The 12207-nt window shown below is 70.9% G+C and carries 13 protein-coding genes; 9 read left to right on the top strand and 4 right to left on the bottom strand.

The features are described 5' to 3' along the window. The first annotated feature begins 95 nt into the window (after positions 1–95). From BKA18_RS26790 to BKA18_RS26755, 8 genes are all read left to right on the top strand, one after another. Positions 96–881 (top strand): amino acid ABC transporter ATP-binding protein, encoded by a 786-nt coding sequence (locus BKA18_RS26790; protein WP_006602706.1) that lies wholly within the window; start codon positions 96–98, stop codon positions 879–881. A gap of 56 nt (positions 882–937) precedes the next feature. Beyond that, positions 938–1849, top strand: a complete 912-nt coding sequence (locus BKA18_RS26785) for a glutamate ABC transporter substrate-binding protein (RefSeq protein WP_366046820.1) — start codon at positions 938–940, stop codon at positions 1847–1849. A 140-nt stretch (positions 1850–1989) separates the two neighbouring features. Continuing rightward, entirely contained in the window at positions 1990–2637 is a 648-nt protein-coding gene (locus BKA18_RS26780) for an amino acid ABC transporter permease (RefSeq protein WP_366046819.1), read from the top strand. Between the two features lie 76 nt (positions 2638–2713). Further along, positions 2714–3649 carry an amino acid ABC transporter permease gene (locus tag BKA18_RS26775; RefSeq protein WP_147244624.1) on the top strand — a complete coding sequence of 312 codons (936 nt, stop codon included), beginning with the start codon at positions 2714–2716 and terminating at the stop codon, positions 3647–3649. A 214-nt stretch (positions 3650–3863) separates the two neighbouring features. After that, positions 3864–5672: an FAD-dependent monooxygenase gene (locus BKA18_RS26770; RefSeq protein WP_366046818.1), complete on the top strand. Its 1809-nt coding sequence runs from the start codon at positions 3864–3866 to the stop codon at positions 5670–5672. Continuing rightward, entirely contained in the window at positions 5665–5751 is an 87-nt protein-coding gene (locus BKA18_RS26765) for a putative leader peptide (RefSeq protein WP_338059684.1), read from the top strand. The genes BKA18_RS26770 and BKA18_RS26765 overlap by 8 nt, the downstream gene beginning before the upstream one ends. Before the next feature lie 78 nt (positions 5752–5829). Continuing rightward, positions 5830–6372: a cupin domain-containing protein gene (locus tag BKA18_RS26760; RefSeq protein ID WP_366046817.1), complete on the top strand. Its 543-nt coding sequence runs from the start codon at positions 5830–5832 to the stop codon at positions 6370–6372. Next, positions 6369–6746 carry a rhodanese-like domain-containing protein gene (locus tag BKA18_RS26755; protein ID WP_366046816.1) on the top strand — a complete coding sequence of 126 codons (378 nt, stop codon included), beginning with the start codon at positions 6369–6371 and terminating at the stop codon, positions 6744–6746. The genes BKA18_RS26760 and BKA18_RS26755 overlap by 4 nt, the downstream gene beginning before the upstream one ends. Positions 6747–7409: 663 nt before the next feature. Here the strand turns inward: BKA18_RS26755 and recX are convergent. The 4 genes from recX to BKA18_RS26735 form a co-directional block, all read right to left on the bottom strand. Then, complete coding sequence (gene recX, locus BKA18_RS26750; RefSeq protein ID WP_366046815.1) at positions 7410–8066, bottom strand: recombination regulator RecX; 657 nt, start codon at positions 8064–8066, stop codon at positions 7410–7412. 6 nt (positions 8067–8072) lie between these two features. Then, positions 8073–9194 carry a recombinase RecA gene (recA, locus tag BKA18_RS26745; protein WP_006602714.1) on the bottom strand — a complete coding sequence of 374 codons (1122 nt, stop codon included), beginning with the start codon at positions 9192–9194 and terminating at the stop codon, positions 8073–8075. Between the two features lie 306 nt (positions 9195–9500). Next, entirely contained in the window at positions 9501–10736 is a 1236-nt protein-coding gene (locus tag BKA18_RS26740; RefSeq protein ID WP_366046814.1) for an AI-2E family transporter, read from the bottom strand. 116 nt (positions 10737–10852) lie between these two features. Beyond that, entirely contained in the window at positions 10853–11047 is a 195-nt protein-coding gene (locus BKA18_RS26735) for a DUF3046 domain-containing protein (protein ID WP_006602716.1), read from the bottom strand. A 233-nt stretch (positions 11048–11280) separates the two neighbouring features. On the opposite strand from BKA18_RS26735, the gene BKA18_RS26730 reads away from it, so the two are divergent. Further along, entirely contained in the window at positions 11281–12204 is a 924-nt protein-coding gene (locus BKA18_RS26730) for a hypothetical protein (RefSeq protein ID WP_366046813.1), read from the top strand. Positions 12205–12207: the final 3 nt, after the last annotated feature.

Below are 12207 nucleotides of genomic sequence, written 5' to 3'. Positions count from 1 at the left end.
GATCGTTATGCTCAAGCTTCGCTCAGAACTAATGACGCTGGTCGCAGGGCATTACTAGGGTCCTCCCCAATCGAGGAGGACGGAGCTACCCGCCGATGAGCGAAGTATCGGTGACCGAGAACGCCGGGGGTCCTGCGCCCGCAGCGGACCGGCTGGTCGTGCTGGACAACGTGAACAAGCACTTCGGCGCGCTGCACGTGCTCCAGGACATCGACCTGACGATCAACCGCGGTGAGGTCGTCGTCGTGATCGGGCCCTCGGGCTCGGGCAAGTCGACGCTCTGCCGCACGATCAACCGCCTGGAGACCATCGACTCCGGCAGCATCACGATCGACGGGAAGCCGCTGCCGCAGGAGGGCCGCGAGCTGGCCCGGCTGCGCGCCGATGTCGGCATGGTCTTCCAGTCGTTCAACCTCTTCGCGCACAAGACGGTGCTCGAGAACGTGATGCTGGGGCAGACCAAGGTCCGCAGGACCGACAAGGCGGCGGCGGCGAAGAAGGCCCGCGCGCTGCTCGACCGGGTCGGTGTCGGCACCCAGGCGGACAAGTACCCCGCACAGCTCTCCGGCGGTCAGCAGCAGCGCGTGGCGATAGCCCGCGCGCTGGCGATGGACCCGAAGGTGATGCTGTTCGACGAGCCGACCTCCGCGCTGGACCCGGAGATGATCAATGAGGTGCTGGACGTCATGCAGCAGCTCGCCCGGGACGGCATGACGATGATCGTGGTCACCCATGAGATGGGGTTCGCGCGCTCCGCGGCGAACCGGGTCGTCTTCATGGCGGACGGCCGCATCGTCGAAGAGGCCGAGCCGAACCAGTTCTTCAACAACCCGCGCAGCGAACGCGCCAAGGACTTCCTGTCGAAGATCCTGCATCACTGAGGCCGCAGTTGGGCCACCCTCATTGCCACCACTTGTTGAACCAAAGGATGTTCACCATGAGGATTCGTAAGACTGCTGCGGCCGGTGCCATGGTGCTCGCGCTGGCGGCGACGGCGACCGCCTGCGGCGGCGAGTCGGGCACGGCGGGCGACAAGCCGGCCGGCGGCGACGTGTTCAGCAAGGACTACAAGGTCGCGGCCGCTCCGAAGATCGACTCTCCGGTGCTGAAGAAGGCCCTGAAGGCCAAGAAGATCGTCATCGGCGTCAAGGCCGACCAGCCGTTCCTCGGTTTCAAGGACCCCGGCACCGGCAAGTACTCCGGCTTCGACATCGAGATCGCCAAGATGGTCGCCGCCGACCTGGGCTTCTCCACGAAGCAGATCCAGTTCAAGACGATCGACTCCAACGTCCGCGAGACCACCATCTCCAACGGCGACGTCGATTACTACGTCGGCACGTACACCATCAACGACGAGCGCAAGAAGCAGGTCGGCTTCGCGGGCCCGTACTACACGGCCGGCGCGGACCTCCTGGTGCGCAAGGACGACAAGAGCATCACCGGGCCGGACTCCCTCAAGGGCAAGAAGGTCTGCTCGATCACCGGGTCCACCCCGCTCCAGGAGATCAAGAAGGCGAAGTACGGCGCCGACACCACCGAGCTGGGCAAGTACTCGGACTGCGTGAAGGTCCTGCTGGACGGCGGCGCCGACGCGGTCACCACCGACGACGCGATCCTCAAGGGCTACGCCGCCCAGCGCCCCGAGAAGCTCCGGGTCGTCGGCAAGCCGTTCACCAAGGAGCCCTACGGCGTCGGCATGAACAAGGACGACAAGGCCCTGCGTGACGAGATCACCAAGGCCCTGGAGAACCACATCAAGAACGGCGACTACAAGAAGGCGTACGAAGGCACGCTCGGCAAGTCGGGCTCGAAGTACGTCGCCCCGGAGACCCCGCTGCCGCGGTACTGAGGCTTCCGGTTCCTCTTCTGTGACGGCGCCGCCCCGTACGCCCGCCGCGGCGGGTGTACGGGGCGCGCTGTCGTCACCCGCTTCCCGGCCCCCGGGCCGTCCCCCGCCGCCGACCTGATGACCGCTACCGCGGAGACCCCATGAACGTACTCCTCGATTATCTGCCCGAGTTCCGCGACGGATTCCTCGGAACCCTGGAGATCACCGCGTCCAGCGGGCTGCTCGCCCTGGTGCTCGGCGTGCTCATAGCCGGCTTCCGGGTCTCTCCGATTCCGCCGCTGCGCGCCTTCGGGACGGCCTGGGTGACAGTCCTGCGCAACACCCCGCTGACGCTGCTGTTCCTCGTCGCGTTCTTCGTCGTGCCGCAGATCCTCTTCCAGGGCGCCAGCCCGTTCGTGCTGGCCACGCTGGCGCTGGGCTTCTACACCTCCTCGTTCGTGTGCGAGGCGGTGCGCTCCGGCATCAACACCGTGCCGCTGGGCCAGGCGGAAGCCGCCCGCAGCATCGGAATGACCTTCACCCAGACGCTGCGCCTGATCGTGCTCCCCCAGGCCACGCGCACCGTGCTCGCCCCGCTGAGCAGCATCATGATCGCGCTGACCAAGAACTCCGCGATCGCCGGCGCCTTCAGCTTCCCGGAGCTGTTCAGCGTCTCCAAGCTGCTCAACGACAAGGGGTACACGGTCGCCTGGATCTTCCTGTGGACCGCGCTCAGCTACCTCGTCATCACCTTCTCCATCAGCGGTCTCTTCCGGCTGCTGGAGCGCCGGATGGGAGTCGCCCGATGACCGGCGGACACGGCAGAGGGAACAGCACGACGTGGGCGCCGCACAACGGCGGGGCGGAACGAAGCGAGGTAAAGGCATGAGCGGCGCCAGCGTTCTCTACGACGTACCCGGACAGAAGGCGAAGGCGCGCAACCGCCTCTACTCCGTCCTCGGCTCCCTCGCGGTCCTCGGACTGATCGCGTTCGCCTTCCTGCGGCTGAACAGCCGGGGGCAGCTCGAACCCGAGGTGTGGAACATCTTCAACAATGCCGGTGTGCGCACCGGCATCCGCGACGGCGTCCTGACGACACTGCAGGTCTTCGCGGTGGCCGCGGTGCTGTCGCTGGCGCTGGGCGTGCTGCTCGCGGTGGCCCGGCTCTCGGACCACAAGCCGGTCAGCTGGCTGGCGACCGGCTTCATCGAGCTCTTCCGCGCCGTCCCGCTGCTGATCACGATCTATGCGGTGTGGGTGACCCTGCTCGCCAACCGGGAGAGCCTCGGGCTCGCCGGCAGCCAGCCGCAGTTCTGGGCGCTGGTCATCGGGCTGACCGTCTACAACGGTGCGGTGCAGGCCGAGGTGCTGCGGGCCGGCATCAACTCCGTGCCGACGGGGCAGCGCGAGGCCGCCTATGCGCTGGGCATGAGCAAGACGCAGGTCATGACGACGGTGCTGATCCCGCAGGCCGTCCGGGCGATGCTGCCGACGATCATCAGCCAGCTCGTGGTGACCCTGAAGGACACCTCCCTCGGCTACATCATCACCTTCGAGGAACTGCTCTTCACCGCCCGGCAGATGAGCACCAACATCATCGTCAACGGCAATGACACCTACGTCCCGGTCATCATCGTCACCGGCAGCATCTATGTCGGGATGTGCCTGGCGCTGTCCTCCCTCGCCAACTGGATCGAGCGGCGCGGCCGCCGCACCCGGACCGGTATCGAGGTGGCGTCGGCCGGTGAGCCGGTGGCGGCCGCCGATGCGATGGAGGTGGCCGATGCGGTCCCCGGCGGGCCGGCGGCCAAGCAGGAGTGAGGGTCCGTCCGTGACCCCCGGCCGGCCCTGACCGCACGACCGCGGGCCGCGGCCGGGAAGAGACCCTCCGGAGGCGGTGGCACCGGCGCCACCGCCTCCGTCACTTGACGCGAGCGGCCGCAGTGGGTTGCATACGCTGTGTGATCGCGCACCGGGCTCCAACTGCCAGTTCCCGCCAGTCCCGTACGTACCAGCGGCCCCGGGGAGCTGCGCCGTGGACCCGGTGATCGTCGTCGGGGCCGGCCCGGTCGGCCTCTCCCTCTCGCTCGCCCTCGCCCGTCTGGGCGTCCCCACCGTCGTCCTCGACGAGACCACCGGCCAGGAGGACACCCGGCCCGCCCGCACCGCCGTGCTCCGCCAGGACACCGCCGCCTTCGTCGGACGGATCGGCTGCGCCGACGCCCTGGAGACCGCCGGCACCCGCTGGACGGCCTGGCGCACCATGCGCCGCCGCCGACTGCTGCAACGCGTCGCGTTCGCCCCGGACGGCCCGGCCGCCCCCGCCACCGCGTCCCCGCTGCACCTCCCCCAGCACGCGCTCACCCGCGCACTGCGCGCCGCACTCGCCGACGAGCCGCTCGCCGAGGTCGTCACCGGCAGCCGGCTCGCCGCGCTCGAACAGGACGGGCACGGCATCAGCGCCCAGACCCGCGGCCCCAACGGCACCTGGTGGCGCGGGAGTTACCTGATCGGCTGCGACGGCCCGCGCTCGACCGTCCGCAAGCTGCTCGACATCCGCTTCCCGGGCCGGACGGCCGTGGAGCGGCATGCGGTGGCCGCGCTGCGCTGCGAACTCCCCTGGCCCGGTGAGGCCCTGCTGCACCGTTCCCCGACCCGGCACGGCGGCGGACCGGGCAACGAGGTCTCGGCCCGCCCGCTGACCGACCACGTCTGGCGGCTGGACTGGCTGCTGCCACCGGGGCGGGAACTGGTCACCCCGGACGCCCTGGTCGCCCGTATCCGCGACTCCCTGGCCGGCTGGACCACCGACCCGCCGGCGGACGGTGCCGACGAGACCGGCGACGGGGGCGGCGGACCGCTCGCACGGGGCCGCGGCCACAGCCGGCAGGTCCCGCCCTACGAACTCCTCGACACCGGTGTGCACACCGTCCACCACCGGCTGGCCCGGCGCTGGCGGGAGGGCCGGGCCTTCCTCGCCGGGGACGCCGCGCATCTGCTGGGCGCACTCGGCACCCAGGGCCTGGACGAAGGCCTGCGGGACGCCGAGAACCTCGCCTGGAAGCTGGGCCTGGCCTGGCACCACGGCGCCTCCGAGCTGCTGCTCGACAGCTACCAGGCCGAGCGCCGGGGCGCCGTCGCGGCCCGGCTGCGCGCCGCCGACCAGGCGCTGCCGCTGCTCCGGGACGGCGGCGCCGCCCGCTGGCGGACCGTCCTGCCCGGCGCGGTGCGCGGCCGCAGCACCCTGCTGACCGACGGCCACCTGGGCCGCGGCCCCCTCGGCGCACCGCCGGTCTACGCCCGCACCCCGCTGGCACCACCCGCCGAGCACACCGGCGGGCCGCCCGTCGAGACGCTGCCCGGCGCACCGGTCGCGGATGTGGCGGTGACCGCGTCCGACGGCTCGGTGGTCCAGTTGCGCGACCGGCTCGGGCGCGGCCTGCTGGTGGTGCTGGTGGCGCCCGGCACCGGCGTCTGGGACCGGCGGCACTGGCAGTCGGCGGGCCTGATGCCCCGGCTGACCGAAGCGGTCGAGGCGCTGCCGATGGACGCCGAGATCCTGGTCACCGAGGCCTATCCGGGCGCGGCCGCCCACACCGTGCTGCTGGTCCGGCCGGACGGCCATCTCGTCACCACGCTGTCCGGTGTCCGCCCGGCCGACATGGCCGCCTGCGCGGACGCCGTACGGGGCGGGGCACACGGGCGTCAGACCGCGGCCGGCCGGTCCCCGCGGTCCGACGGAACCGGGAACTCCGCGGCGTCCGGCGACAACGGAGCCGAGGAGGGGGAGGATTCCGCGGTTGACCCTGTGGGAACCTCCATGCTTCACTCCGAGAATGACTGAACACAGCTCGCGATTCTGGCGGAGGGTCCATCTCGACCTGGTCCGCTATGCGGGCTGTATGTGTCGTCCCTCCTGTTGATCCGCTTCTTCTCCCCCGCGCGGCCGCCCGCCTCTGCCCGGCAGCCGCGCCTCTTCGCGATCATTCAGGACGGTTTCCGTGCCCGACGTACGTACCCCTGCGCACCCGCATGCCTCCGGCCATGACGGCGGGCCGAGCGCAGCCGAACTCCTCGATTTCGTCCGCCGCAGCGCCGCGGACCCGGCGCTCATCGCCTCGCTCCCGCTCGACCCCGAAGGCCGTACCTGGATCCGGCTGGCCGGGCCGGGCGGCAGCGAGGCATGGCTGATCGGCTGGCCGCCCGGCACCGGTACCGGCTGGCACGACCACGGCGGCTCGCACGGCGCCTTCGCGGCCGCCTCCGGTGAGCTGACGGAACAGTCGCTCGCCGCCGCGCTGCCCACCGAGGGCTGGACGACGCTGGAACTCGCCGAGGGCCTGGACCGGGAGCGCAGGCTCGGCGACGGCCGCGGCCGGGCGTTCGGCCCGCACCATGTGCACCAGGTGCTCAACACCTCCCAGGACACCCATGCGGTGTCGGTGCACGCCTACTACCCGCCGCTGCCGCTGATGCGCCGCTACAGCCGCACCGGAGCGGTCCTGCGGGTCGAAGCGGTCGAGCAGCCGGAGGAGTGGACATGAGCGCGGTCGACGAGCTGCTGGCGCGGGCCCGGCGGGAACTGGGGCACCGGGTCGGGCCCCGGGAGGCCGCCGCGCTCCAGGAGGCCGGCGGACTGCTGGTGGACATCCGCTACGCGGAACTGCGGGAGCGGGACGGCACCATCCCCGGCGCGCTGATCGTCGAGCGCAACGAGCTGGAATGGCGGCTCGACCCGACGGGCGAACACCGCGCCCCGGAGGCAACACATCACGCTCTGCCGGTCGTCGTCATCTGCAACGAGGGCTACGCCTCGAGCCTCGCGGCCCTCTCCCTCCGCCACTTGGGCCTCCACCGGGCAACCGATCTGGCAGGCGGGTTCCAGGCTTGGCGGGGGGCGGGGTTGGGGGTGGGGTGAGGGTTGGTGGGGTGAGTGGCGGTGGGGGGCTGATGTTCGGGGGGCCTCCCCCTCCCCCGCCCCTCCCCACCCACCCCGCATTTCCGGTCGCGATGCACGCCAGGTCAGGCCCACACCGCGCCCCTCGCCCGAGCCGGTGTCGGCACACCGGCCCCCCAGCCCGGTCTCGACGCACCGGTCACCCGAGCCGGTCTCGGGACCGGCAGATACGCGCGACCGGGCGACCTCGCTCCGCGTCCCCCGCGGCCCCCGTCCGCGGGACAGGTGTAGTTGACCTACACCGCGGACGCGGGCTCGTCTTCAAGGTGCGCCCGTTCCGGCCCCCGGAACGGAACGGACCTCCCCCGGCACCGCGTCCGCTTCCGGCACCGCGTCCGCTTCCGGGCCCGGGACGGACATCTCCCGGCATCGCGCCCGGAGGTGAGCTCCCGCACGGCTGCGGCTACGACTGTGTCCCCAGCTACGGCATGGCTGCGGCTGCGGCCCCAGCTACGGCTATGCCTGCGGCTCCCAGCTGCGGCTGGGCTGCCCAGCCACGGCTACTGCTACGGCTCCCCAGGTACGGCCATGGCTCGGCGCCCACCACAGATCCGTAGCCCCGCGTCCGCAACAGCGCGGCGGGGGGGCGGGATGCCCAACCCTCCTGCCGTGGTGCGCGGTTCCTCACCCCTCCGGCCCCCAGTGCTGCTCCAGAAGTTCCGGATCCTCTCCCTCCTCCTCCAGTGCCTGCTTGACGACGCGCAGGGCGAGCCCCTCCCCGTAGCCCTTGCGGGCCAGCATCCCGGCCAGACGGCGCAGCCGTTTTTCGCGGTCCAGACCCCTGGTGGCCCGGAGCTTGCGGTCGACCAACTCCCGGGCGGTGGACTCCTCCTGCTCGGAGTCGAGGCGGCCGACGGCCTCCTCGATGAGGGTGGAGTCCACCCCCTTGGTGCGGAGTTCGCGGGCCAGCGCACGGCGGGCCAAGCCCCGGCCGTGGTGGCGGGAGTCCACCCAGGCATCGGCGAAGGCCGCATCGTCGATCAGCCCGACGTCCTCGAACCGCGACAGCACCTCTTCCGCGGCCTCCTCGGGGATACCCCGCTGCCGCAGGGCGTCCCCGAGCTGCTTGCGGGTCCGCGGGCTCCCGGTGAGCAGGCGCAGGCAGATGGCCCGCGCCTGCTCCTCGGGCGTACGCGGCGGTCCCGACTCGGCCCTCGACGAGGAGGGACCACCGCTGTCCGTATGGCCATGACGGCCCCTGCGGCCGCTACGGGTCTCGGCGTCGCCGGCAGCACCGCGGGGGGCATCCCCGCTGTCCGGCCATTCCGTTCGCCGTGTCATGACGGGCTAGCTCTTGGCCGCGGCGGCCTTGGAACCCTTGGCGGCCTTCGCCGCCGGTGCCGGAGCTGCGGCAGCCGGTTCGCCCGCCGCCACCGCGGCGTCCGCGCCGGGGTCCGCCGCCGGGTCCTGCGGCTTCACACCGATGCCCAGCTTTTCCTTGATCTTCTTCTCGATCTCGTCGGCGAGATCCGGGTTGTCCTTGAGGAAGTTGCGGGCGTTCTCCTTGCCCTGCCCGAGCTGGTCGCCCTCGTAGGTGTACCAAGCGCCGGACTTGCGGACGAAGCCGTGCTCCACACCCATGTCGATCAGGCCGCCCTCACGGCTGATGCCCTGGCCGTAGAGGATGTCGAACTCGGCCTGCTTGAACGGCGGGGAGACCTTGTTCTTGACCACCTTGACGCGGGTGCGGTTGCCCACCGCGTCCGTGCCGTCCTTGAGGGTTTCGATGCGGCGGATGTCGAGGCGCACCGAGGCGTAGAACTTCAGCGCACGGCCACCGGTCGTGGTCTCCGGCGAGCCGAACATCACGCCGATCTTCTCGCGGAGCTGGTTGATGAAGATCGCGGTGGTCTTGGACTGGTTGAGCGCGCTGGTGATCTTGCGCAGCGCCTGGCTCATCAGCCGGGCCTGGAGGCCGACGTGGGAGTCGCCCATCTCGCCCTCGATCTCGGCCCGCGGCACCAGGGCGGCGACGGAGTCGATCACGATGAGGTCGAGCGCGCCGGAGCGGATCAGCATGTCCGTGATCTCCAGGGCCTGCTCGCCGTTGTCCGGCTGGGACAGGATCAGGGAGTCGGTGTCCACACCGAGCTTCTTGGCGTACTCGGGGTCGAGGGCGTGCTCGGCGTCGATGAACGCGACGGAGCCGCCGGCCTTCTGGGCGTTCGCGACGGCGTGCAGGGTCAGGGTCGTCTTACCGGAGGACTCCGGGCCGTAGACCTCGATGACGCGGCCGCGGGGGAGGCCGCCGACGCCGAGCGCGACGTCGAGGGCGGTGGAGCCGGTGGGGATGACCTCGATGGGCTCCTTCGACCGCTCCCCCATGCGCATCACGGCGCCCTTGCCGAATTGCCGTTCAATCTGTGCGAGCGCGGCGTCCAGTGCCTTCTCGCGGTCGGTGCCTGCCATGGGTTCCACCCGATTTGCTTGAGTCGATCGCTTCACGTCCATGACGCTAACGCCTGCCACTGACAATGCGCCCGGACCCGGCTCCGGCCTGTGGATAACTCCGCGGAATACCCGAGGACACAGGCCTGATCCCCAATGAGAATGGATGTTCGATTTTGCTGTCAAGCAGCGACCCGCACCAGCCGCCGGCACCGTGCCCTGCGCCATCGAATGTTGATCTTTGCCACTGTGGCACCCCCGCGCACCCCCCGTCCGGACACCCGCGGCCAGGCGAACCCACCGAGGACCCGCCCGGCGCCGGAGCCGTCAGTGGGCGCCCTGCCCCTCCCCCTGGGCTTCCTCCGCCTCCTGGTCCTCCAGCGGGGACGACGGCTGGTCGGCGCGCAGGGTCCGCCGGACCCGGGCCAGGGCGCTGACACCGCGCCCGCGTCTGCCGCGGACCCGCAGATCGTCGGTGACCTCGTACCGCTTGACGTACGCACCGAGGAACGCCTGCAGCGTCGCCGTCGCCGGGATTGCGATCAGTGCGCCCACCGCACCCATCAGGGCCGTGCCGGCGACGACCGAGCCGAAGGCGACGGCGGGATGGATGTCCACCGTCTTGGCGGTGATCCGCGGCTGCAGGAGGTAGTTCTCGAACTGCTGGTAGATCACGACGAATCCGAAGACCCACAGTGCGTACCAGGGGTTGACGGTGAACGCGAGCAGGATGGGCAGCGCGCCCGCGAGATACGTGCCGATGGTCGGGATGAACTGGGAGACCAGCCCCACCCACATGCCCAGCGCCGGAGCGTACGGCACGCCGAGGATCTCCAGCAGGACGTAGTGCGCGACGCCGGAGATCAGTGCCATCAGCCCGCGGGAGTAGAGATAGCCACCGGTCTTGGCGACCGCGATCTCCCAGGCGCGCAGCACCTCTGCCTGGCGGTGCGGCGGCAGCACGGAGCACAGTGCACGGCGCAGCCGGGGGCCGTCGGCGGCGAAGTAGAACGAGAACAGGGCCACGGTCAGCAGGTTGAACAGGCTGCCCAGCACCGTCGCCGAGACGGCCAGGACATTGTTGGCGCTGTCCTGGACGTACTTCTGCAGCCAGTCGGACTTGAGCAGATTGTTCTGCACCTCGACCCGGGACAGATGGGTGTGCAGGGTGTTGTTGATCCAGCTGATCAGGGAATCCAGGTACTGCGGGAACTCCTCCACCATGGTGGTGATCTGCCCGGCGAGCATGGAGCCCAGGAGGGCGAAGAATCCGGCAGCGGCGACGAGGATGCTCAGGAAGACCAGGCCGGTGGCCAGTCCGCGCCGCATGCCCCGGGCCGCCATCCAGTCGACGGCCGGCTCGACGGCCAGCGCCAGGAAGAACGCGATCAGCACGTTCAGCAGCAGGGTGATCAGCTGGTGGAATCCCCAGGTGGCGAGCTGGAAGCAGGCCACGAGGGCGAGCGCGAGCACCATGGCGCGCGGCAGCCAGGGCGGCATCCGCGCATCGGGCCGCTCCTCAGGGCGTGGGACGTGGTTGCTGATCTCATCTGGCTCAGGCACGGAGCCAAGTGTCGCGCACTGCTGTGACATCCCCGGCCCTGACCCGTGCGGCCCGGAGGCTGTGGGCCGCCGCCGGACCCTTTCCGCCCAGATCAGGGGGTAGAACTGCCGCCCACTCAGCGCTTCTCGGGCGGCACGTCCATCACCGAGCAGACCACCCGCCACACGTCTTTGGCGCTCCACCCCGCGTCCAGCGCCTCGTGCACGGTCCGGCCGCCGAGGCCGGACATCACATGATCACGTGCGAAGGAGTCGGCGTACGCCGCGCCGAAGTGGTCCGCCATCCGCTCCCAGAAGATCGTCAATCGCATGAATTCCGCTCCGTACCCACTCTGATCTGCACTTTTCCGTCGCATCGCGCCCGTACGGCCGTACCGAGCCCTCCGGGAATCCCGCGTCTCCCTGCACCAAGCATCCATCAGCCGGCCAGGGCGCCCGTCCGGCGGCCTGCAGGCCGTCAACCGCAGGCCTTCCGAATCCGTCCTGGGAGGGCACCGGTGCGCGAGCAGGTCCCCGCGGGGGCTTTCCGCCTTACGGTCAGGCCATGGCCGACAACGTAAGCCCACCTCCGACCCCTCTGGCGCGCGCCGAGCGCTTCATCTGGCTGACCGCCCGGGTGCTCGAGCAACGGCTCTTCGAGTACCACTTCCTCGGCGGCGGGCCCGACCCGGTCGAGACCGCGCTCGCCGCGTACCGCAATGACGACGACGGCTTCGGTCACGCCCTGGAGCCCGATCTCCGCGGCCCGGTCAGCCAGCCGCTGCACACCGCGCACGCCCTGAAGGTGCTCGATCTGATCGGCCGCTGCGACGGCCGCCAGGTGGAGCGGATCTGCCGCTATCTGACGAAGATCTCCACCCCCGAGGGCGCGCTGCCCGCGCTGCACCCCTCACTGCGCGGCTATCCGGCCGCGCCCTGGATCCCGGTGGTCGACGATCCGCCGAGCGCACTGCTGGCCACCGGCCCCGTAGTGGGGGTGCTGCACCGCAACGAGGTGTGGCACGCCTGGCTGTTCCGGGCCACGGACTACTGCTGGGCGGCCGTGGAGTCGCTGGAGGAGACCCATCCGTACGAGGTCGAAGCGGCGATGGCGTTCCTGGACGGCGCCCCTGACCGGCCGCGGGCGGCCGCCGCGGCGCAGCGCCTCGGCCGGCTCGTACGGGAGCAGCAGCTGGTCCTGCTGGACCCGGAGCGGGCCGCGGATGTCCCGGTGGCGCAGGGGTATGCCCCCGGGGAACATCACCTGGCGTACGACTTCGCCGCCGCCCCCGGCTCGCTGGCCCGCAGCTGGTTCACCGACGGGGAGATGGACCGGGCGCTGGACCACCTCGCCGCGCTCCAGGAGAAGGACGGCGGCTGGCCGGTCAACTGGCGGGTGTGGGCGCCCGGGACGGCTCTGGAGAGCCGCCCGATGGTGACGCTCAAGGCGCTGCTGACCCTGCGGGCGTACGGGCGCCCCCTGGGCTGAGCG

This window comes from Streptomyces auratus, assembly GCF_050433025.1.
Taxonomy (GTDB): Bacteria; Actinomycetota; Actinomycetes; order Streptomycetales; family Streptomycetaceae; genus Streptomyces; species Streptomyces sioyaensis.
This window is presented reverse-complemented; position numbering and strand designations above follow the sequence as displayed.